Annotated in this window: 16 protein-coding genes and 1 pseudogene; 7 read left to right on the top strand and 10 right to left on the bottom strand. The window is 70.9% G+C overall.

Going from position 1 to position 21,828, the window contains the following annotated elements:
* Positions 1–2 precede the first annotated feature (2 nt).
* The 3 genes from E4N62_RS31860 to E4N62_RS31850 form a co-directional block, all read right to left on the bottom strand.
* Complete coding sequence (locus E4N62_RS31860; protein ID WP_230219916.1) at positions 3–1,043, bottom strand: ABC transporter permease; 1,041 nt, start codon at positions 1,041–1,043, stop codon at positions 3–5.
* A 483-nt stretch (positions 1,044–1,526) separates the two neighbouring features.
* Positions 1,527–3,443, bottom strand: coding sequence for a translational GTPase TypA (typA, locus tag E4N62_RS31855; protein WP_230219914.1), 1,917 nt, complete (start codon positions 3,441–3,443; stop codon positions 1,527–1,529).
* A gap of 255 nt (positions 3,444–3,698) precedes the next feature.
* The gene (locus E4N62_RS31850; protein WP_230219912.1) at positions 3,699–6,083 is read right to left on the bottom strand and encodes an ABC transporter family substrate-binding protein; all 2,385 of its coding nucleotides are present in this window, start codon (positions 6,081–6,083) and stop codon (positions 3,699–3,701) included.
* Positions 6,084–6,666: 583 nt separating this feature from the next.
* Between E4N62_RS31850 and E4N62_RS31845 the strand changes: the two are divergent.
* The 5 genes and pseudogenes from E4N62_RS31845 to E4N62_RS31825 all read left to right on the top strand — a co-directional run.
* A pseudogene (locus E4N62_RS31845) lies at positions 6,667–6,953 on the top strand (hypothetical protein); the annotation flags it as partial.
* Between the two features lie 50 nt (positions 6,954–7,003).
* The gene (locus E4N62_RS31840) at positions 7,004–7,840 is read left to right on the top strand and encodes a hypothetical protein (protein WP_230219911.1); all 837 of its coding nucleotides are present in this window, start codon (positions 7,004–7,006) and stop codon (positions 7,838–7,840) included.
* Positions 7,840–9,789: a fumarate reductase/succinate dehydrogenase flavoprotein subunit gene (locus tag E4N62_RS31835; protein ID WP_230219910.1), complete on the top strand. Its 1,950-nt coding sequence runs from the start codon at positions 7,840–7,842 to the stop codon at positions 9,787–9,789. The genes E4N62_RS31840 and E4N62_RS31835 overlap by 1 nt, the downstream gene beginning before the upstream one ends.
* Positions 9,786–10,562, top strand: a complete 777-nt coding sequence (locus E4N62_RS31830; protein ID WP_184899066.1) for a succinate dehydrogenase/fumarate reductase iron-sulfur subunit — start codon at positions 9,786–9,788, stop codon at positions 10,560–10,562. The genes E4N62_RS31835 and E4N62_RS31830 overlap by 4 nt, the downstream gene beginning before the upstream one ends.
* A gap of 165 nt (positions 10,563–10,727) precedes the next feature.
* Entirely contained in the window at positions 10,728–12,665 is a 1,938-nt protein-coding gene (locus E4N62_RS31825; RefSeq protein ID WP_230219909.1) for a hypothetical protein, read from the top strand.
* Positions 12,666–12,720: 55 nt separating this feature from the next.
* Here E4N62_RS31825 and E4N62_RS31820 read toward each other — a convergent pair whose 3' ends face one another.
* The 6 genes from E4N62_RS31820 to E4N62_RS31795 all read right to left on the bottom strand — a co-directional run bounded on the left by E4N62_RS31820 (position 12,721) and on the right by E4N62_RS31795 (position 19,725).
* Positions 12,721–15,552 carry a SpoIIE family protein phosphatase gene (locus E4N62_RS31820; protein ID WP_374117095.1) on the bottom strand — a complete coding sequence of 944 codons (2,832 nt, stop codon included), beginning with the start codon at positions 15,550–15,552 and terminating at the stop codon, positions 12,721–12,723.
* A gap of 314 nt (positions 15,553–15,866) precedes the next feature.
* A complete protein-coding gene (locus E4N62_RS31815) occupies positions 15,867–16,274 on the bottom strand; it encodes an ATP-binding protein (RefSeq protein WP_230219907.1) in 408 nt (135 codons plus the stop codon).
* A 233-nt stretch (positions 16,275–16,507) separates the two neighbouring features.
* Complete coding sequence (locus E4N62_RS31810) at positions 16,508–16,915, bottom strand: (deoxy)nucleoside triphosphate pyrophosphohydrolase (RefSeq protein WP_215448818.1); 408 nt, start codon at positions 16,913–16,915, stop codon at positions 16,508–16,510.
* Between the two features lie 45 nt (positions 16,916–16,960).
* On the bottom strand, positions 16,961–17,161 hold the full coding sequence (locus E4N62_RS31805) for an SPOR domain-containing protein (RefSeq protein ID WP_230219906.1): 201 nt from the start codon (positions 17,159–17,161) through the stop codon (positions 16,961–16,963).
* Positions 17,162–17,607: 446 nt separating this feature from the next.
* A complete protein-coding gene (locus tag E4N62_RS31800) occupies positions 17,608–18,360 on the bottom strand; it encodes a GntR family transcriptional regulator (protein WP_230219904.1) in 753 nt (250 codons plus the stop codon).
* Positions 18,361–18,507: 147 nt separating this feature from the next.
* Entirely contained in the window at positions 18,508–19,725 is a 1,218-nt protein-coding gene (locus E4N62_RS31795) for a DUF4190 domain-containing protein (RefSeq protein WP_230220317.1), read from the bottom strand.
* A 222-nt stretch (positions 19,726–19,947) separates the two neighbouring features.
* Between E4N62_RS31795 and E4N62_RS31790 the strand changes: the two genes are divergently transcribed.
* On the top strand, positions 19,948–21,054 hold the full coding sequence (locus E4N62_RS31790; RefSeq protein ID WP_230219901.1) for a threonine synthase: 1,107 nt from the start codon (positions 19,948–19,950) through the stop codon (positions 21,052–21,054).
* 32 nt (positions 21,055–21,086) lie between these two features.
* Here the strand turns inward: E4N62_RS31790 and E4N62_RS31785 are convergent, their stop codons facing one another.
* Positions 21,087–21,254, bottom strand: a complete 168-nt coding sequence (locus tag E4N62_RS31785) for a hypothetical protein (RefSeq protein ID WP_230220345.1) — start codon at positions 21,252–21,254, stop codon at positions 21,087–21,089.
* A 305-nt stretch (positions 21,255–21,559) separates the two neighbouring features.
* Between E4N62_RS31785 and fxsA the strand changes: the two genes are divergently transcribed.
* Positions 21,560–21,730 carry an FxSxx-COOH cyclophane-containing RiPP peptide gene (gene fxsA / locus E4N62_RS31780; RefSeq protein ID WP_184899050.1) on the top strand — a complete coding sequence of 57 codons (171 nt, stop codon included), beginning with the start codon at positions 21,560–21,562 and terminating at the stop codon, positions 21,728–21,730.
* Positions 21,731–21,828: the final 98 nt, after the last annotated feature.

The following is a 21,828-nucleotide window of genomic DNA, read 5'->3' as shown; positions in this document are numbered from 1 at the left end:
GATTAGCGTCCGGTCTTGGGGTCGAATGCGTCCCGGACGGAGTCGCCGAGAAGGTTGAAGCAGAGCACGAAGATCACCATCGCCACGCCCGGGAAGAACATGAACATCGGGTCCTGCTCGTAGACCTTGGCGCCGAGGGCGAACATGCGGCCCCAGTCGGGGGTCGGCTCGGGGAAGCCGACACCGACGAACGAGAGGAAGGCGATGGAGAGGATCGTGCTGGGCAGGATGTACGTGCCCTGCACCAGGATCGGGGTGACGATGTTCGGCAGGATCTCCTTGCGGACGATGCGCCAGGGCGAGGCCCCGGACACCTTGGCCGCCTCCACGAACTCACGCTCGCGCAGGGAGAGCACCGAGCTGCGCACCAGGCGGGCGAGGCCCATCCAGCCGAGGAACCACATCACCAGGACGATGGCCACGGCACGCAGATAGGTCGGCGTCTCGTCACGTGGGTCGACGAACAGCGCGGTGACGACCGGCATGAAGGCGATGAAGAACAGCTGCTGCGGGAAACCGAGGAAGAAGTCGGTGATCCGACCCACCCAGTAGTCGACACGACCGCCGAAGAAGCCGCCGATCATGCCGATGAGGACACCGGTGGTCACGCTGAACAGCGTGACGATGACCGCCATGTACAGCGACGTCCGCATGCCGTACAGCAGCATCGTGAACACGTCGCGGCCCAGCTTCGGCTCGACGCCGAACCAGAAGTCACCCGACATGCCACCGAAGGAACCGGTGGGCATCGCGAAGTCGTCCAGCAGGAACGGGTAGTCGGGCTCCTGCGCGTACAGCGTGTACGGGTCCTTGCCGTACAGGCTCGAGATGACCGGCGCGAGCGCTGCGATGACGAAGAAGAAAATCACTACGCACGCGGAGACGACTCCAGTACGGTCCCGCTTGAACCGTTGCCACATCAACTGCCCGGGGGAACGACCCTCAAGCTTCTTCTCACCCTTGGCGACCTCGGCGGTCGTCTCGAGCTCGGGGTCCAAGGCGACCGCGGACCCGGAGCCCTCGGCCTTGGTTGGACTGGTCATGTCTGTTCTTCCCCCGGGGGGTTGGAGAGTTGAGCGCAGCACAGATACCGGCAGGTTCTGTGGTTTGGGGGAACTTTCGCCAAACGGGTCAACGCGCGTCAAGGGCGGAAGGCATAGGGATCTCCCTACCGTCCATATTTTGAGCAAAAATTGCAAAGATTGACACCTGGTCGCGCTTGACAGGCGAGATGAGAACCCGGCGAATCGGGCATACGCGGAACGATTTTTGTTTACATGTCCGAAACTTGATCGCTGGAACACCGATATCCGAACAGCGCTTCACAGCACACAGACAGTGAACCGAAAGATCGTGCACGGAAGTCCAGCCTCCCCCGTGGCCTCTTCACACGCTCCCCGAATCCCCTGCATCCCCACCGCATCTCCCCCGTATGCAGGCAGGCCGGAAGCCCGGTCCTCCCGTACGCGGAGAACCGGGGCTTCGCTCACGGCGATTGACGCAGCGTCAGCCGTGTCGGCCGAACGTCAGCCGTGCTTGGCGCGGCTCGCGGCACGCGCGCGCTCACGAGCGTCCAGGTTGACCTTGCGGATGCGCACGGCCTCCGGGGTCACCTCGACACACTCGTCGTCGCGGCAGAACTCCAGGGACTGCTCCAGGGAGAGCTTGCGCGGCGGCACGATGGCCTCGAACGAGTCGGCCGAGGAGGACCGCATGTTCGTGAGCTTCTTCTCCTTGGTGATGTTCACGTCCATGTCGTCGGAGCGCGAGTTCTCACCGACGATCATGCCCTCGTACACCTCGGTGCCGGGCTCCGTGAAGAGCACACCGCGCTCCTGGAGGTTCGTCATCGCGAACGCCGTGACGGCACCGGCGCGGTCGGCGACGAGCGAGCCGTTGTTACGGGTCTGGAGCGCGCCGAACCAGGGCTCGTGGCCCTCGTGGATGGAGTGCCCGATGCCCGTGCCGCGGGTCTGCGTCAGGAACTCGGTCCGGAAGCCGATGAGGCCGCGGGACGGCACGACGAACTCCATGCGCACCCAGCCGGAGCCGTGGTTCGACATGTTGTCCATCCGGCCCTTGCGGACACCCATGAGCTGCGTGACCGCGCCCATGTGCTCCTCGGGCACGTCGATCGTCATGCGCTCGACGGGCTCGTAGATCTTGCCGTCGACCTCCTTGGTGACGACCTGGGGCTTGCCGATGGTCAGCTCGAAGCCCTCACGGCGCATCTGCTCCACCAGGATGGCCAGCGCCAGCTCACCACGGCCCTGGACCTCCCAGGCATCCGGGCGCTCGGTGTCGAGCACGCGGAGGGAGACGTTACCGACCAGCTCGCGGTCCAGGCGGTCCTTGACCTGACGGGCGGTCACCTTGCGGTCCTTGACCGCGGCCTTGTTGTCCGCGCCCTTGCCCGTGCCGCCGCGGCCGACCAGCGGCGAGGTGTTCGTGCCGATGGTCATCGAGATCGCCGGCTCGTCGACCGTGATCAGCGGCAGCGCGATCGGGTTCTCGGGGTCGGCCAGGGTCTCGCCGATCATGATGTCCGAGATACCGGCGACGGCGCAGATGTCACCCGGGCCGGCCACCTCGGCGGGCTTGCGGGTGAGCGCCTCGGTCATCAGCAGCTCGGTGATGCGCACGTTGGACATCGTGCCGTCACGCTTGATCCACGTGACCGTCTGGCCCTTGCGCAGCTCGCCCTGCTCGACGCGGAGCAGCGCGATACGGCCGAGGAAGTTGTCGGCGTCCAGGTTGGTGACGTGCGCCTGGAGCGGGCCCTCCTCGTCGTACGACGGGGCCGGGACGTGCGACAGGATCGTGGAGAAGAACGGCTCCAGGCTGTTGCTGTCGGCCGGGACGGTGCCGTCCTCCGGCTTGGTCAGCGAGGCGACACCGTCACGCGCACACGCGTAGACGATGGGGAACTCGATCTGGTCCTCGTCGGCGTCGAGGTCGAGGAAGAGGTCGTAGGTCTCGTTGACGACCTCGTCGATGCGCGAGTCCGCGCGGTCCGTCTTGTTGATGCACAGGATGACGGGCAGGCGCTGCTGGAGCGCCTTGCGGAGCACGAAGCGGGTCTGCGGCAGCGGACCCTCGGAGGCGTCGACGAGCAGGACCACCGCGTCGACCATCGACAGACCGCGCTCGACCTCACCGCCGAAGTCGGCGTGGCCGGGGGTGTCGATGATGTTGATGGTGATGACGTCGCCGCCATCCTTCGGGTGGTACTTGACCGCCGTGTTCTTGGCGAGGATCGTGATGCCCTTCTCACGCTCCAGGTCGTTCGAGTCCATCATGCGGTCGTCGAGCGACTCGGCGGCGTGCGCGGCGAAGGCACCGGCCTGCTTGAGCATGGCGTCGACCAGAGTGGTCTTGCCGTGGTCGACGTGGGCGACGATGGCGACGTTGCGGATGTCGTGACGCGTTGCGGTCACAGCCATAGTGAGGCGCTTCTCCCGGAGTGTGAGGACGGCCTGCGCTGACATCTGTGTCGCGCGGACCCTGCCGGGCTGGACACGCCACGGCCTCACCCCATGGTACGGGGCCGCGGGCACCGAGGCTCCCCGGGCCGCTCCGGCCCAGCTCGGACCGGCTCAGCCCCAGCTCAGACGGGTTCCGGGCCGCCCGGCCCGCGTACGTCGGCCGCCGCCCCGTGCGATACGGGGCGGCGGCCGGGGTCCGTCAGGGACGGTCCGCTATCCGTCGACCGGCCGCTGCTCGGCGGACCGCTGCTCGGCGGACTGCTCGCCCGTGGGCCGCGCCGGCCCCTTGGCGCCCTTCTTCAGGAAGCCCATGTCCTCGTAGTACGGGGTCTGGAAGCCGAAGGCACCCGCGTTCGCGAGGCCGGTGCGGACGGCGACCAGCTGGGGCCGCTGGTAGAGCGGGATGGACCCGGCGGCGGCCCAGATCCGGGCGTCCGCCTTGCGGATCAGGGAGCGCGTCCTGCTCTCGTCGAGGCTGGCCACGGCCTGGTCGAAGAGCTGGTCGACCCGGTCGGTGCCGACGCGCGTGTAGTTCTGCTCGACGTTCAGCGAGCCGTCGGCGGCGGGCACCGGCTTGGCGTAGATCGGCCGGGCGTCGGTGGCGGGGTAGGCGGAGGTCGGCCAGGAGTACAGCGCGAGGTCGTACTGCCCGTTCGCGATGTGGTCCTTGAAGTAGCTCTCGTCCGCGACCTTGGAGATCTCCGTACGGATCCCGACGCGGTCCAGCATCGCCGCGATCCGCTCGCCGACGGCCCGCAGCGCCTCGGTGCCCGGGCCCGACGGCAGCACGAACCGCAGGGTCAGCAGCTTGCCGTTCTTGGCGAGGGGCCCTTTGGCGGCATCGGCGGGCGCCCGCGTCCCGCGCGGGGCGTACGCGCCGGGCACCCCGCCCGGCTTGAACTGCTTGCCGTCCTGAGCGAGGTTCGCGCCCCGCTCGCCCTCCTTCTCGTCGACGTCGGCGTCGTGGTCGGCGTCGTGGTCGGCGTCGTGGTCGGCGTCGTGGTCGGCGTCGGAGGGCTTGTCGTCCTGGCCGACGATGTAGGTGCTCTCGTCCGCGGGTTCCCGGGAGTCCCGGGACTCCCGGGAACCCTTCGAGTCCTCGGAGTCCTTGGAGTCCTCGGAGTCCTTGCGCTCCTTGTCCTTGGCGTCCTTGGCGTCCTTGGCCTCGGAGTCCTTGGCGTCCTTGGAGCCGTGCTCCTGCTCGCCCTCCGCGCCGGCCGCCTTCTTGCCAGGCGCGAGGGGGCCGCCCTGTTCCCAGCCGGCGTCGGCGAGGAGGGCGCGCGCCTCGTCGGTGTCCTGGCCGCCGAGAGCGCCGCTGCTGTCCGCGTAGGCGGCCTGGCCGGCGAGGGCGAGGTGGCTGCCGACGGGGACGGCGGGCAGCCCGAGCGGCTTCAGGACGAGCTCGGCGAGCTTCTCCCGGTCGATCGCGCGGGCCACAGCGCGGCGGACCCGCTCGTCGGCGAGAGGGCCGTCGGAACCGTTCAGGGCGAGCTGGGTGTAGGCAGGCTCCAGGGAGCGGCGCACGGTGATGCCGCGCAGGGCGGACTGCTGGGCGGTGTACTCGGCGAGGGCCTCGCGCCGCTTCTTCCGGGCGCCGATCTCGTTCTCGGCGGCCTTCTCGTCCGAGCCGTGCGCGATGGCCCAGGAGCGCAGCGCCTGCGCGGATTCGCGCTGCGCGAGCGGTCCGGCCGCTCCCGTGTCCTTCTTGTCACGGTGGGCGAGTGTGATCCGCCCGGCCTGGACCGAGTCGATCTCGGCGATGTCGACCTTGTCACCGGCGAGCGCCTCGACCCGCTCGTCGCGCGGCACGGCGCGCAGCACCAGGGTCGACAGCTTGGCGGTGCGGCCCCACCAGCGGGGGTTACGGGTGAGGGTGACCTCGCCGCCCTTGCGGTCGATGTCCTTCACGGCGAACGGACCGGCGGTGACCTTGAGCTTCTTGCGGGCGCCGTCGTTGAAGGAGTCCGGGGTGCCCATCACCTGTTTCGGGTACAGCGGCGAGAACAGCGACTTCCAGTCGGCGTACGGACGGGCGAAGGTGACCCGGACCTCCAGGTCGTTCTCGCCCCGTTCGATCTTCTCGATGCGTTCGTAGCCGGCGTTCCGGGCCGTCCAGTACGCGGAGTCCTTGCCGGACAGGGCACGCCACTGGGCGGCGAAGTCGGCGGCGCCGATCTCCCGGCCGTCGCTCCACACGGCCTGCTGGTTCAGTTTGTAGAGGACGACCTGCCGGGGCTCGCGTTCGACGACCTTGGCGGACTCCACGTAGTCGGAGTTGAGCTCGGGGCGCCCGCTGGCGTCCAGGCGGTACATCGAGGGCAGTACGGCGCCGGCGATCCGCGCGGTGGCCGGGTCGGCGTCCGCCTGGAACGTGTTCAACGTCTCCGGTACGGCGTCCACGGCCCAGCGGAGGGTGCCGCCGTCGGCGACCAGGTTCCGTGCGGCGGGCGCGATGTCCTGCTCGGCGACGGGCCTGCCCGCCGGGTCCTCCTCACCGCATCCGCTCAGCACGGGCATCGTGAGCACGCCGGCGGCGAGGAACACCAGCGAGCGGCGCGGGGCGCGCGGTCGAACGCGGTCGTGGGGAATCGGCGTCATGGCGACCTCCTCGCTCCGCGGTGGGAGAACGGGGACGGGGGTGGCTCTGATCACGTTCGGCGGTATATGGAGCTGATCAGACGGATGCGGCCCACTGAAGAGGACGACGCGGTCGGGGGGTGGCCGACACGACGAGGGGTTTGCCGGAACCCACCCGTTTGGGCGTGCGGCCCCTCCGGGGTGGGGGCGGGCGGGTGCGTTGACGGGTGCGGGTCCGGTGGGGTTGCTCGCGCAGTTCCCCGCGCCCCTGAAAGCCGGGGCTGCGCCCCGTGCTTTCATCCCGCGACCCCGTCACCCTTCAGGCCCGCGACCCCGTCACCCTTCAGGCCCACGGCCCCGTCGCCCTTCAGGCCACAGAGCCGTGGTCTTTCAGGCCCGCAGGGCCTGGTCTTTCAAGGGGCGCGGGGAACTGCGCGAGAAGCCCCACCGGAGCCGCACCCGACCACGCACCCACCCGGCCCACCCCCACCCGCGCAAAAGAAACCGCAAACCGCTTCCCACCGGCAGGTGTGACGCGCGACACTCGCAGGCGCATGAACGTTGCCGCCTTGGGGCCCACACCCCCTGAAAGCGAGGGCAAGTCATGTCCGTGCACGACGACTTGACGTCGGTCCGGCGCTGCCTGGACGAACTGACCCGGTCCGTACGCCGCCTGGAACAGCAACTCGGCGGCAGCGGCCTGGAGATACGCCGCGTCCGCACCGACGCCGACCACCTGCGAGAGAGCATCGCGCTGCTCAGCGAGGCCGCGGCCTCCCTGGCCAAGCCGCGCCGCCCCGACCTCGTCCCCATCCCCGACACCCCGTACGACAGCTCCTGTGGACGGACTCGGACGACGAGGGCCTCGGCTCCCGCGGCCGCCGCGCCCCTGACCGCCGTCGTCCGCCCACCCCGACAACCACCCGACCGGGAGTCCCCCGTTGGCCACTGGTACGGAACCACCGGCAACAGAACCCCTTCCCCAGCGCGGCGGCGTGCGGACCCGTACGCGCGCCGCGATCTCCGCCCCGCATCTGCGCACCGACCGCTGGTGGCTGGCCCCCGCCGCCACGGCCGCCGGACTGCTCGCCTTCATCGTGTACTCGACCTGGCGGGCCTTCGCGGACGAGCACTACTACGCGGCCCCGTACGTCTCGCCGTTCTACTCGCCCTGTCTGGCGGAACGCTGCGAGCCCATGCACGGCGGCCCCAACTGGGAGATCTTCGGCGGCTGGTGGGGCATCTCACCGGCGATCATCATCCTGATCTTCCCGCTCGGCTTCCGCCTGACCTGCTACTACTACCGCAAGGCCTACTACCGGGGCTTCTGGGCGTCCCCGCCCGCCTGCGCCGTGGCCGAGCCGCACAAGAAGTACTCGGGCGAGACCCGCTTCCCGCTGGTCCTGCAGAACCTGCACCGGTACTTCTTCTACGCCGCCCTGCTGGTCGCCGGCATCCTCACCTACGACACGGTCCTGGCCTTCCGTGACGAGCACTACGAGTGGGGCCACATGGGCCTCGGCACCCTCGTGTTCCTCGTCAACATCGTGCTGATCTGGGCGTACACCCTCTCCTGCCACTCGTGCCGGCACATCGTCGGCGGCAAGCTCAAGCACTTCTCCAAGCATCCCGTGCGCTATCGGATGTGGCAGTGGGTCGGCCGCCTGAACGCCCGTCACATGCTGCTCGCCTGGGCCTCGTTGGTGAGCGTGGCGCTCGCCGACTTCTACGTGTACCTGGTCGCGTCCGGCGCCTTCGACGATCCGAGGTTGTTCTGATGTCCGTGGTCGAGCGACAGGAGTGGGACGTCGTCGTGATCGGCGCCGGCGGCGCCGGACTGCGCGCCGCGATCGAGGCCCGCGAGCGGGGCGCCCGTACGGCCGTGATCTGCAAGTCCCTGTTCGGCAAGGCCCACACGGTGATGGCCGAGGGCGGTATCGCGGCCGCCATGGGCAACGTCAACTCCGGTGACAACTGGCAGGTCCACTTCCGCGACACCATGCGCGGCGGCAAGTTCCTCAACCAGTGGCGGATGGCCGAGCTGCACGCCAAGGAGGCCCCCGACCGGGTCTGGGAGCTGGAGACCTGGGGCGCCCTCTTCGACCGTACGAGGGACGGCCGGATCTCGCAGCGCAACTTCGGCGGCCACGAGTACCCGCGCCTCGCCCACGTCGGCGACCGTACGGGCCTGGAGCTGATCCGCACCCTCCAGCAGAAGATCGTCGCCCTGCAGCAGGAGGACCACAGGGAGACCGGTGACTACGAGTCCCGGCTGAAGGTCTTCCAGGAGTGCACGGTCACCCGGGTGCTGAAGGACGGCGACCGGGTGTCCGGGGCGTTCGCGTACGAGCGCGAGTCGGGGCGGTTCTTCGTGCTCGAAGCGCCCGCCGTCGTCATCGCCACCGGGGGAATCGGCAAGTCCTTCAAGGTGACGTCGAACTCGTGGGAGTACACGGGTGACGGTCACGCGCTGGCGCTGCTCGCGGGCGCGCCGCTGCTGAACATGGAGTTCGTGCAGTTCCATCCGACGGGCATGGTCTGGCCGCCGTCGGTGAAGGGCATCCTCGTCACGGAGTCGGTGCGCGGCGACGGCGGGGTGCTCAGGAACTCCGAGAACAAGCGGTTCATGTTCGACTACATCCCGGACGTCTTCAAGGAGAAGTACGCGGAGTCCGAGGAGGAGGGCGACCGCTGGTACGAGGACCCGGACCACAACCGGCGCCCGCCCGAGCTGCTGCCGCGCGACGAGGTGGCGCGGGCCATCAACGCCGAGGTGAAGGCGGGCCGGGGCTCGCCGCACGGCGGGGTCTTCCTGGACGTGTCGACCCGGATGCCGGCGGAGACCATCCGCCGCCGACTCCCCTCCATGTACCACCAGTTCAAGGAGCTGGCGGACGTCGACATCACGGCGGAGGCCATGGAGGTCGGGCCCACCTGTCACTACGTGATGGGCGGGATCGCGGTCGAGTCGGACACGGCGGCGGCGCGCGGGGTGCCGGGCCTGTTCGCGGCCGGTGAGGTGGCCGGGGGGATGCACGGCTCCAACCGGCTGGGCGGCAACTCCCTCTCCGACCTGCTGGTCTTCGGCCGCCGGGCCGGGCTGCACGCGGCCGAGTACGCGGCGGGCCTGGCCGGTGCGCGCCCTTCGGTGGACGACATCGAGGTCGACACGGCCGCCGCCGAGGCGCTGCGCCCGTTCTCCGCCGAGGGCCCCGCGCCCGGGCAGCCCGAGGCGGCGGGGGACCTGCCGCAGGAGAACCCGTACACCCTCCACCAGGAACTCCAGCAGGCCATGAACGACCTGGTCGGCATCATCCGCCGCGAGGGCGAGATGGAACAGGCGCTGGAGCGGCTCGCCGACCTGCGGGTACGGGCGCGCCGGGCGGGGGTCGAGGGGCACCGGCAGTTCAACCCGGGCTGGCATCTCGCCCTGGACCTGCGCAACATGCTGCTGGTCAGCGAGTGCGTGGCGAGGGCCGCGCTGGAGCGCACGGAGTCCCGGGGCGGCCACACCCGCGAGGACCATCCGACGATGGACCGCGACTGGCGCCGGATCAACCTGCTGTGCCGGCTCGCCGATCCGGCGGCCGATCCCACAGGCGATGCCGCCGTCGGCGCGATCGCCCTCACCCGAGAGACCACCGAACCCATCCGTCCCGACCTGCTCGCCCTGTTCGACAAGGAGGAGCTGGTCAAGTACCTCGCCGAAGAGGAGCTGTACGAGTGAGCAGCTACGAGGCCCGCTTCAAGGTGTGGCGGGGCGATGTGCGGGGCGGCGGCCTGGAGGACTTCGCGGTCGAGGTCAACGACGGCGAGGTGGTGCTGGACATCGTCCACCGCCTCCAGGCCACGCAGGCCCCCGATCTGGCGGTCCGCTGGAACTGCAAGGCGGGCAAGTGCGGTTCGTGCTCGGCGGAGATCAACGGGCGGCCCCGGCTGATGTGCATGACCCGCATGTCGGTGTTCACCCGGGAGGAGACGATCACCATCACCCCCCTGCGCGCCTTCCCCGTGGTCCGCGACCTCGTCACCGACGTCGGCTTCAACTACCAGAAGGCGCGCGAGGTCCCGGCCTTCGTACCGCCCGAGGACCTCGGCCCGGGCGAGTACCGGATGATGCAGGAGGACGTGGACCGCTCGCAGGAGTTCCGCAAGTGCATCGAGTGCTTCCTGTGCCAGGACACCTGCCATGTCGTCCGCGACCACGAGGAGAACAAGCCGGCGTTCGCCGGTCCCCGCTTCCTGATGCGGGTCGCCGAGCTCGACATGCACCCCCTGGACGCGGCGGCCGACACCGGTCTCGACCGCAAGACGACCGCCCAGGACGAGCACGGCCTCGGCTACTGCAACATCACCAAATGCTGCACGGAGGTCTGCCCGGAGGGCATCAAGATCACCGACAACGCGCTGATCCCGCTGAAGGAGCGTGCGGCTGACCGCAAGTACGACCCGCTGGTGTGGCTGGGCTCGAAGATCAGGAGGCGCTCCTCGACGGGCTGAGGCCCCGGACGGGTGGGCGACACCCCGCCCGCCGCATCCGGGCGGCTCCCCCACTCCGGCCCACCCCGCTCGCGGGTGCCCGGCACCGGTCATACGCTCCCGAATGTGACATCGCGTCCGAGAAGGAGCCGAGCGCGCGGGGCAACGTCCCACATAGCCGTGCGCGTGGCCCACACCGCGTTCGGGGGGCTCGTGGCCCTGGCGTGGCTCCTGCTGCCCACGGCGACGCGGACGGCCGCGGAGGGGCGCCCCACGGGACCGCACGTCCCCGACGGGTCCGTGGCCCGGGTCATGGGTCCCCCCGTCGGTGAGTGGCCCGCGGCTGCCGCGCCCGGTCGGCTCGTCATGGCCCCGGCCACCGACGGCGACGGGAGCGCGGCTCCGGCCGACGACAGCTCCGGCTCGGATCTGGTCCTGCCGGTGGCGGCCGCGGGCACGGCCGTCGCCGTCGCCGCGTACTCCCTCGTACGGCGCAGGCGCCGCGCCCGGCTGCGCACGACCCCGACCGGCGTCTACGAACCTCCCACCACCCCCCTGTCCGATGTGCACAGCCGCGCCCGACGCCTGCTGGTCGAGACCGACGACAGCGTCCGCACCAGCACGGAGGAACTCGGCTTCGCGGCAGCCCGCCCGGGCCGAGCCCTCACCGCCCCACTCGGGGAGGAACCACCGGAACAGGACACGAAAGGGCCGGCCGCCGACGAGCAGGACACGAGGGAACCGGACGCGGACGGACAGGACGCGGCATGGCCCGGCACGGACGCCCCAGCTGCGGAGAGTGCGAACGCGGACCAGCCGGCCCTCCAGAAGCCGGCTGCCGACGTGCCGGACCACGAGAGCCCGGAATCGGCGCAGCCGGAATCGGAGCAGGCGGACGAGGCGAAACCCTCGACAGTCACCCCCGGCGGGTCCCACCAAGAGAAACCACTGGCGGTCGGCCCCAGCGGGTCCCACCCCGGCGGGTCCCACAAGGAGAACCCACCGACAGTCAGCTCCGGCGGGTCCCACGAGGAGAACCCACCGGCAGTCGGCCCCAGCCGACCCCACACGCCGAAGCCGTTCACGCTCGATCCGGCTCAGCCCTTCGCGGAGACGCCCGCGGCGCGGGACGCGGTGCGGCCGTTCGTGGAGGCGTTGGCGGACGCGCGGGGTGAGCTGGTGGCCGCGTTCGGGGCGGGCCAGCGGCTGGACGAGGAGGGCGGCTCGCTGACGCCCGAAGAGGAACGCGCGCTGCTGGAGGAGATCCTCACCCGGTGCACCACGGCACAGCGGCGACTCGACACGGCGACCCCCGCCTTCGATCAACTCCGTTCTCTGGAGCGGGACATCACCCCCGCCCTGGAGCACGCGGAGGCCCGCTTCCGTGAGCTGACCGGCCGTACCGCGACCGCGTCCACCACTCTCACCGCCCTCCGCGACACGTACGCCCCCGCCGCCTCCCTCCCCGTCACCGGCCACGTCGAGCAGGCCAAGGACCGCCTGGTCTTCGCCACCACCGAACTGAACCGGGCCCGTCAGTCGGCCTACCCCGGCGACCTGGACACCGCGGCCGTCCACCTACGGGCCGCCGAGGGCGCGATCGACCAGGCGGACCTCTTCGTGACGGGGGTGGAGCGGCTCGCCGCGGAGCTGGCCCGCGCGACCGAGCTTGCGAAGCAGGGCGCCCCCTACACGGGCCCGTACGACGATCCCCTCGACGTCCTGCGCCGCCAGAGCCGCTGGCGGCTGCCGTCCCGCAGCGCCGTCGCGGCCGCGGCCGACTTCATCACCACCCACCGGACGGCGGTGGGCGTACGGGCCAGGACCCGGCTGTCGGAGGCGGAACGGCACCTGGGACTGGACGACGGCGACGCCGAGAACTCCGACCACGCCCGGCGCGCGGACACCCTCGCCCGGGAGGCCCGCGACCTGGCCGAGCAGGACGTACGGGCCTACGGCAACCCGTACGGCGGCCCGGTCGGTGACGGCCTCGCCGGAGCCCTCCTGGGCGGCATCATCCTCGGCGAGCCCCCCGACGGCACCGGCCGAGCGGACCTACGGGGCCCCGCCTGCTACGGCGGAACGGCCACCCGTGCCCGCAGGGCGAGGAGCGGCCGGTTCTGAACAGCCGGGTCACACCGGGCCCCCGGCAGGGGCGCGGGGGACCGCGCGACCGGCCCTAGAACAGGCTCAGCAACGCCTCCGCCGGATCCGTCAGCCCGTGTTCCCCGCCCGGCAACGGCAGCTCGAACCACACCGTCTTGCCGCGAGGCGTCCGGCGCGAGCCCCACGCGGCGGAGAGCAGCCCGACCAGCTGCAGCCCGCGTCCGCCCTCGTCCGTGTCCCGGGCACGACGCCGGCGCGGCTGCACGAGCCCGGCGTCCCACACCTCGCACACCAGCGTCCGGTCCAGCAGCAGCCGCAGCCGTATCTCGCCCTCGCCGTACCGCAGCGCATTGGTGACCAGCTCGCTGACCAGCAGTTCCGCCGTGTCGACGAGCGGTTCCAGATCCCACGCGAGCAGCCGGCCGCGCGCGTACTCACGGGCGCGCCCCACGCTGCGCGGCTCACGCGGCAGGGTCCAGTCGCCGACGGAGTCCTCCGGCAGCCCCTGCACACGGGCCATCAGCAGCGCGATGTCGTCCTCGCCGTGGTGGGTGTCGAGGGTGTTGAGGACGTGGTCGCACACGTCCTCCAGGGACCGGGGCGTGTCCGCGCGGAGCGTGGTCGGCGGCTGACCGGGGTCGGTGAGCGCGCCGACGAACGCCTGGAGCCCCTCGTCGAGGGGGTGGTCACGGGATTCGACCAGTCCATCCGTGTAGAGCGCCAACAGTGCCCCTTCGGGCAGTTCGACCTCCACCTCCTCGAACGGTTCGCCGCCGACACCGAGCGGCATGCCGGGCGGCACGTCGAGCATCAGCGCGCTCTCGCCCGGCTCGACCAGCACCGGCGGCAGATGGCCGGCGTTGGCGAAGGTGCAGCGACGGGTCACCGAGTCGTAGACGGCGTAGACGCACGTCGCGAGGTAGACCTCGGAGAGGTCCTTGTCGTGGGGCCGGCTGGCGGCGGTGCGGGAGGCCGACTGGACGCCGCCGGGGGTGCCGAGGCCCCGGGCGATCTCGTCGAGCGCCGAGAGGACCTCGGCGGGTTCCAGGTCCAGCAGGGCCAACGTGCGTACGGCCGTACGAAGTTCACCCATGGCCACCGCTGCCCGCAGTCCGCGACCCATCACGTCGCCGACGACGAGTGCCGTGCGGTGACCGGGGAGTTCGATGACGTCGAACCAGTCGCCGCCGACCTCGGTGGCCGCGTTGCCCGGCAGATAGCGGCAGGCGATGTCGAGCCCGGAGGCCTCGGGGTCGCCGGGCGGCAGCAGGGAGCGCTGCAGGATGAGGGCGCGTTCGTGTTCGCGGCGGTAGAGGCGCGCGTTGTCGATGCAGACGGCGGCGCGCGCGGCCAGTTCGACGGCGAGGCCCCGGTCGCGATCCCCGAACGGCTCGCTGCCCTTGGTCCGCGAGAACTGCACGAGTCCGACGACGGTGTCGTGCGCGACCATCGGCACGGCGAGCGTCGACTGGATCAGGTTGCCCTCCTCGGGCACCTGTTGGGGGCGGGCGGTGCGCAGGGCGTCCGCGCAGGGCGAGTTGAACGGATAGTGGTGGACGGCACCGACCCTGACAGGGGCGGGTCCGCCGACGAAGGGCGCGTCGGAGACGGCGCTGGAGAAGGCGACCCGGCGCAACTCGGCACTGCCGTCGGCGAGTCCGGGCGGAGTCTCGTCGCCCACCAGCAGGCCCTGGTAGAGGTCGACGGTGGCCAGGTCGCAGAAGCCGGGGACGACGACGTCGAGGAGTTCGCGGGCGGTGGTCTCCAGATCGAGGGAGTTGCCGATGCGCGTCCCGGCCTCGTTGAGGAGGGCGAGATTCCGCCGGGCGGCGGCCGCTTCACGGGCGGCGGAGCGGCGGGCCGTGATGTCGGTGGCGAGCCAGGCGATGCCGATGGGGCGGCCGGTGCCGCTGTGCACGCGGAAGAGGTTGATGGACCAGTGGCGGCGCTCCTCGGAGCCGGGCACGAAGCCCGTGATGTGCATGTCCGTGATCGAGTCGCCGGTCTCCATGACCCGCCGCAGGGTCGCCTCGACCCGCTCGGCCTCCGGGGACTGCAGATAGTCGTGGACGCCTCGGCCCCGGTGGTCGTCGACCTCGCCACCGTAGATGGAGGCGAAACGCCGGTTGGCGCGCCTGACCCGGAGATCGGTGTCTATCAGAAGGAACCCGAACGGAGATTGGCCGAATATGGCCTGCGAAGCGGCAAGGTCGGTCTCTATCCGGCGCAGGGTCCGGACGTCCACGACGATGCACACGGCGGCCCGTTCACCGCCTTCCGCGGTGGTGGGCATCACATAGACCTCGGCGAGCCCCTCCTCCCCGCCGGGGCCCGGCATCCGGAAGGGGACCACCCCGGTCCACTCCCGCCCGTCGAGGGCCTCGGCCATCTTCCGCTGGCCCTCCGCACGCCGATCGGGGTCGACGAACGCCTCGATGGGATCCATGCCCACGGCCCGTTCCGCCGAGATACCGAACAACTGCTCGGCTCGCAGGCTCCACTGGTCGACGAGTCCGTCGGGACCGATCGAGAACGAGGCGACCTTGATGTAGTCGTACATGGACCCGGGCGGGCTGGTCTGCCACATCGGGTCACCGACCGCGTGACCACCCATGAAGCCCGGAGCGTCGGTGGATCCGACCCTCCCGGCGGCGGATCCGACCACCCCCTGGGCGGATTCGGTCGCCCCGCCGGTCGATCCGGCCGCCCCGCCGGTCGATCCGGCCGCCCCGCCGGTCGATCCGGCCGCCCCGCCGGCGGACGCGGCGGCCGTACTGTCGCGTGCGGCGCCGCTGTCGCGAGTGGCTCCGCCCAGGCCCGAATCGTCTGCGGCCTCGGGCCTCGCGCGGTCCGACGGGTTCCCTGACCCCGTGGACTTCGTGGCCTTCGCTGGTATCTCGCTCACGCGAACCGTCCCCTCCAGCTCACCGCGTCCGGCTTCGGTCACCAGGGGCGGCTGCCCGCAGTATCCAGCACTACGGCGCCGCGCAACACGGTGTTCACGATCACAGCACGGTCCCGATCGTTTTTGGACCGGCTGCGACATACTCCCAACTCTTCTAACCAGGCGTTGCCCCCTCGAATCAAAGACTCCAGCCAGCGCTACTGGCTTGAACCAGTCGGTCGCACGCGCACCCCCGGGAGCCGCCCCTCCCCGGCCGTACGCCGTGAACCCCCGCCGTGCACCCGTGCCGTCGCCCTGTACGTCGACGGGGTCGCTCAGCCGGGAACCGCCAGCTCGAACCAGACGGTCTTGCCCGCCTCTCCCGGGCGGGTACCCCAGGCTCGCGAGGAACAGGCCACCAACTGCAGCCCCCGGCCGCTCTCGTCGTCGACATCGGCCGCGCGTTCGCGTGGTGGATCGGGCAACGGGTCGGAGACCTCGACCAGGAGCGCCCCGGAGGGGTCGGTGAGGCGTACGAGCCGCACTCCGATGGGTCCCGTCGCGTGCCGCAGCGCGTTGGTCACCAGTTCGCTCACCAACAAAGCGGTGATGTCCGCGAGCACGTCCAGCCCCCACTCGCGCAGCTGCGCCCGCACCACCGCACGAGCGTCCCGCACCGCCCCCGGCTGCGCGGGGAAGGTCCACTCGGCGCAGTCGTCTCCGCTGTCGATCACGCCGATCACTTCCCAGTCCAGAAGCAGACCCTGTCCGGTTTCATGGGGTTAATGGGCACATACCCGATATGCAGCCCGAAGTACCGCGCACGAGGGCGCACTGTGGCACGAACGGCGTAGCGGCGACAACCCCCAGATGCCGCCCCCGCCCCATGGGGGCGCGGGGAACTGCGCGAACGAGGTCCGAGGCAGAGCCCCGCGTCTTCGACGCCACCGAAGCCGGGGCGGAAGGGGCGGCGGGGTCACACTCCCCCGTCCCCCCAAGCCAGCCGCGCCGCCTCCATCACCGCCGGCACATCCTGGTCCAGCCAGTCGACGTCCCAGACCTCGTCCGCGGTCAGCCAGCGCAGCTCGTCATGGTCCTCCAGCGCCCGAGGCTCACCCGACAGCAGATGCGCGATCCACACCCGCAGCACATAGCCCGGCCGTACCACCCACTCACCGGGCACCCGCTCCGCGGACTTCGCCTCGACACCCAACTCCTCGCGCAGCTCACGCACGAGCGCCTGCTCGGGAGACTCGTCGGGCTCCACCTTGCCGCCGGGCAGCTCCCACCGTCCGGCCAGCTCAGGCGGTGCGCTGCGGCGCGCGGCGAGCAGTCGGCCGCCACTCAGCAGAGCGGCGCCCACCACCACGATCGGTTCGGTCATGCGCGGGAGCCTACGGGAGCGAACACGGACGCCGGGCAGGGTGCGTCACTTGCTCCCATTGATCCCGCTCTGACTGTTCTGCCCGATGCGTTCGACCCAGTAGAGCTGCTTGTGACCGCGGTCGTCGAGACTGTCCGCGATCTTCTGCGCTTCGGCGCGCGTCGCGTACCTGCCCACCCGGTAGCGATTGCCGTTGTCGTCCTGCCGTATGACGAGCCAGGGAAGAGTGATCGTGCCGTCGTTCATCGACCCCCACCGCTCCTTCCCGCCCCGGCCCCTCCAGGCCCCGCCCCCGGATGTCGCCGCGCCCCGCCACCTAAGGAAACCGCAATCCGCATATGCCCGAGCGTACGCCTAACCTTCACACAGCGAATCCGACTTCTCACAAAGAGGTATGCAACCAGCCAGGACGAGGGGGGCGCGCCCCGTCGAACGCGCCGCCGATCACCACCCGCGCACCCCCCAACGCTCCGACGAGCAGCGGCCCCGCGCCCTTCGCGCGAAACGGGCACCTACCGGGCGCCATGACGACCCGTCGCCAAGAACGACCGAATTCGAACTACGTTCGGACGGTTCCCCCAAGGCTGTGACGGTTTCAACTTCCCTCCGGCAAGGGCCACTTGACCCATGCCCGCGGCACCGTCCGTTACACATGGATTCCGCCGGATTCCCGAACGGGCCGCCTTCCGGCCTCACTTCACCGGCAGGTGGTACGCCACCTGGTAACGGTCCGCCGGCACCACCACGTCCGCCGTCTCCACCGGGCGTCCGGAGGCGAAGTAGGTGCGGTGGACGACCAGGACGACATGCCCGGGGACACCGCCGAGGGCGAGCAGTTCGTCGGCCAGGCCGGGGCGGGCACCGACCTCCTCGGTGACGTTGTCCACGACCACGTCGATGGCGGCCATGCGCTCGACGACGCCCATACCGCCGAGGGGCCCCTCCTCCGGGAGCATCACGGGGGTGCGGCCGGTGAGGGCGAGGGGCTCCCAGGAGGTGGAGAGCATCATCGTCTCGCCCGCGTCCCGGAAGGTGTACCTGGTGCACATCACGCGGTCGCCGGGCTGGATCGCGAGCCGCTCGGCGACCGTGGGTCCTGCCTCGACCTGCTCGCTGCGCGACTCCCAGGTGCCGCGCGCCCCGGCGTCGGCCTGCTCCTGACGGAAGGGGGTGGCGCCCCCGGCGGGCCGGAACCCGGAGCGGGCGACCCGGCGCGGCACCGGCCGCTCTCGCACATATGTGCCCGACCCTGAGCGACCTTCCACCAGTCCCTCGGCCATGAGGACCTTGCGGGCCTCCAGCGCGACCGTGTCCGAGACGCCGTACTCCTCGCGGATACGGGCCTGGGAGGGGAGGCGGGTGTGCGGCGGCAGCGATCCGTTCACGATCTTCCTGCGGAGATCACCCGCGACACGCAAGTACGCCGGCTGCTCACCGAAAGTCACTGGCCGCTCCCATCTGGATGTACAGACAGCAACAGCCTGGCAACCGTGGGTTCAGCCATGCAAGCAAAGGCCAGAGAATCACTCGATGTGATGACATGCACCCGGGGAGGGCTTTACGCAGGCACTTTCTCCCCACTATGGATGCGATCACACCTCCGCGCCGGGCCCGTCCTCGCCGTCGCCCCCGCCGGTGCCCTCGTCGTCGTACGTCGGCGGTTCGGTGGCCAGCCCCAGAGCCTCGCGCGCGGTGATGGCCTTGGATCCGTCGGTCAGCCGGTGCGCCGCGTCCCAGTGGTCGGTGAAGTCGTCGGCGTCGTCCGCCTCGTGCGCCGCCTCCCACTCCTCGCGCGCCTCGTCCAGGGCCGCGGCGTAGTCGGTGACGTCCCGCTCGGCGGTGGGTTCCCAGTCGTGCGCGCGCAAGGCGGCCGTCTGCCGCTCCAAGGCGTCGACCACCTGAGCCGCCCACTCCTTGTGCCCGGCCAGGTCGTCCTCGACGTACTCCGTCTCAGGCATCCCGTCGAAGGCGCCGTTCAGGATCGCGTCGGCCTCCAGGAAGGCGAGCTGGTCGTCGTCGAGGGTCGTCCGGTCCTGCCGCAGCGAGCCCGTCAGGTGGGCCTTCGGGTCGACGTTGCCGAACATGCAGGTGATCTCACGGTCGCCGTAACGCCAGCTATCCCGCGTGGGCGTGAAGTAGTAGACGTCGACGTCGGCCGGGAGCGCCCAGGTGTCCATCGCGTACGCCTCCGAGTACGGGTGGCACCGGTCGTCGGCGACATCGGTGACGGCGTCGTCGCCAGGGAAGTCACCGCCGCCGTCCGGCATCGCGAAGGAAGCGAACACCTCGGCGTCGTGCGCACCGTCGCACGGCACGATGTCGACGTCGTACGCGTACCCCTCCAGGGAGCCGCTGCGCGAGTCGAAGCACTCGCCCTTCGCCACGGAGAATGTGCCACCCGCGCCGCTCGCCGCTGAGCGGAAGCCCTCGTACGCGTCGCGCGCGCCGCCCGTGGTGAAGGCGAGGGTCATCAGCAGCGCCCCCACCGTCGACAGCACGATTCCGGCCACCGCCATGCCCTTGCCGCGTTCCCCCCTCTTCTTGATCTGCAGCAGCGCGACGACGCCCAGGACCAGCCCGATCCCCGGCAGGAAGCAGAGCACCCCGAGCACGAGCGCGGCGATCGCGAGCCCGTTGACGGGCGAGGTCGGCGCCCACGCCGGATACGGCTGCCCCCAGGCCCGACCCCAGGGCTCGGCGGCCGCTCCATGCGGATACGGCTGCCCGGCCCCCGGCTGCGGCTGCCCCGGCGGCGGGAACGGGCCACCTCCGTGAGGCGGCTGGGGCCCGAAGGGCGGGGGTGTGGCCACGGGTGCGGGTACTCCTTGCGGCGAGCAGAGGGGAACTGACGTACGACTGGGCGCATGGTAAGCGGGTGCCGGGCACGTTGAACACGCCGGGGCGGCGCTGGGTGACGCCGAGTACGCGGGGGTCGCGGCGTACGCGGGGCTCGCGGCCACCCTCCCCTCCGCCGCGACCACAGCCGTCTCTGCCGCACCTGCCGACCCGGCTCCCCGAACTAACCTGCGTGCATGACCCCTCTGCCGGATCGCTTCTGCCCGACGGACGGAACGCGCGTCCCCGCCGCCTCCCTCGCCTGGTGCTGCCCGGCCTGCCGAGGCCCCCTGGACCTGGACTTCGCGCCCACACCGGCATCGCTCAAGTCCCTCTCCGGCCGGGTGAACTCGCTCTGGCGCTACGCGGAATGCCTCCCCCTGGCGTCACCCACGGTCTCGCTGGGCGAGGGCCGGACCCCGCTCGTAGAACTGCGGGAGGGCATCCGGGCCAAGCTCGACTTCCTGATGCCGACGCTGTCCTTCAAGGACCGGGGCGCGGTGCTCCTCGCCGAGCTGGCCCTTCGGCTGGGGCCCCGGCAGGTGATCGCCGACAGCAGCGGCAACGCCGGCACGGCGGTCGCCGCGTACTGCGCGCGGGCCGCGCTGCCCTGCACGGTGTACGTCCCGGTCGGCACGTCGGACAAGAAGCTGGAGCAGATCGGAGCGCACGGCGCGCAGCTCCACCTCGTCGACGGCGACCGCGAGGCCACGGCCCGGGTCGCCCGCGCGGCGGCGGACGAGGACGGCGTCTTCTACGCCTCGCACGTCTACAACCCGTACTTCCTGCACGGCACCAAGACGTACGTCCACGAACTGTGGGAGGACCTCGGCGGGCGCCTCCCCGAGGTGATCGTCGTCCCGGTGGGCAACGGTACGCTGCTGCTGGGCGCCTCCCTGGCCGTCGCCGAACTGCACGCGGCGGGCCTCATCGACCGCCGGCCCGCCCTCTTCGCCGTCCAGTCCGCCGCCGTGGCTCCGCTCGCCCACGCCTGGACCGAGGGCGCGGACGACCTCGTCGGGACCACCCCCGTGGCACCCACCTTCGCCGAGGGCATCGCCATCCCGCGCCCGCCCCGGGCCCGCCAGATCCTCCGCGCCGTACGCGACTCGGGCGGCGCCTTCCTCACCGTGACGGAGGACCAGATCCGCCACGCCCAACGCGACCTGGCCTCCCGCGGCCTGTACGTCGAGTCCACGGGCGTGGCCTGCTGGGCGGCGGTACGGGAGGGAGCGCTCGGGTCGCGCACGGCGGTGGTGCCGCTGTGCGGCGCGGGCGTGAAGACGGGGCTGGCGGGGAGCTGACCGACGACGACAGGGCCCAGGGCGGGCCGGGCTCAGTACGCCGCGTACAGCATCAGCGCGAGGAAACCCGCCCCGACCGCCGTCAGCAGCATGCTGCTGCGCTTGTGCCCGACCCACAACAGGAGCGCTCCGGCGGCGACCGCCAGCACCCGGAACTCACCGTTGAACACAACGAGCACGCCGAGTATCGCCAACGCCACCCACATGTGGTCCCCTCCCGGCCCGACACACCTACCTGCCGAAAACCCTGCCCACCCCAAGAGATCGACACCCGGAACCCCACCTTCCTGCAGGCCCCGCCCGGGAGCGTCCTTCTCCGGCCAGAACCGCTACAACCGATCACCGTCGGCAAAGGGCACGAATTTCCTGGCACCGGGCTTCCGACTGCGTAACGGAGCTGCTTTTGGGCATTAGGCTCTGTCCCGTCGCCCGGTGCTCCGGCGTGGCACCGGACAACAGGCACGCCCGCCGAAGTCGGCGCGTGCGGGGTAGAAAGGCACTGCAGGTGCTGAGAGAGACGAGCGGCTCCGAGTACGTCTCGGACCTGGTGGACATCACCGACCTGCCCATGGACGCGTTGGACGACCTGCCGGACACGGTCCTCGCGTCGGTGCTCCACGATGTGCGCTTCCCCTCGGGCGAGAGCTTCGCCGCGTTCTCGTCGGCCCTTCTCTGACGCACCGGCAGCCCGTCTCGCCTCCTTTCGGCCAACTACGATCCTTCCCTCCGCGGTGAGTTGAGCCTCCGCCCAGCTGGGTATCACGTTGCTACGCA

This window comes from Streptomyces sp. MNU76 (genome assembly GCF_020982545.1).
Classification (GTDB): Bacteria; Actinomycetota; Actinomycetes; order Streptomycetales; family Streptomycetaceae; genus Streptomyces.
Note: the sequence above shows the minus strand (reverse complement) of the source record. Positions and strands in the feature narration are given on the sequence as shown.

What these genes read in the sequence shown, in the direction of transcription:
- E4N62_RS31860 (WP_230219916.1), bottom strand. Translation starts at nt 1,043, where the DNA reads ATGACCAGTCCAACCAAGGCCGAGGGCTCCGGGTCCGCGGTCGCCTTG.
- typA (WP_230219914.1), bottom strand. Translation starts at nt 3,443, where the DNA reads ATGGCTGTGACCGCAACGCGTCACGACATCCGCAACGTCGCCATCGTC.
- E4N62_RS31850 (WP_230219912.1), bottom strand. Translation starts at nt 6,083, where the DNA reads ATGACGCCGATTCCCCACGACCGCGTTCGACCGCGCGCCCCGCGCCGC.
- E4N62_RS31835 (WP_230219910.1), top strand. Translation starts at nt 7,840, where the DNA reads ATGTCCGTGGTCGAGCGACAGGAGTGGGACGTCGTCGTGATCGGCGCC.
- E4N62_RS31810 (WP_215448818.1), bottom strand. Translation starts at nt 16,915, where the DNA reads ATGACCGAACCGATCGTGGTGGTGGGCGCCGCTCTGCTGAGTGGCGGC.
- E4N62_RS31805 (WP_230219906.1), bottom strand. Translation starts at nt 17,161, where the DNA reads ATGAACGACGGCACGATCACTCTTCCCTGGCTCGTCATACGGCAGGAC.
- E4N62_RS31790 (WP_230219901.1), top strand. Translation starts at nt 19,948, where the DNA reads ATGACCCCTCTGCCGGATCGCTTCTGCCCGACGGACGGAACGCGCGTC.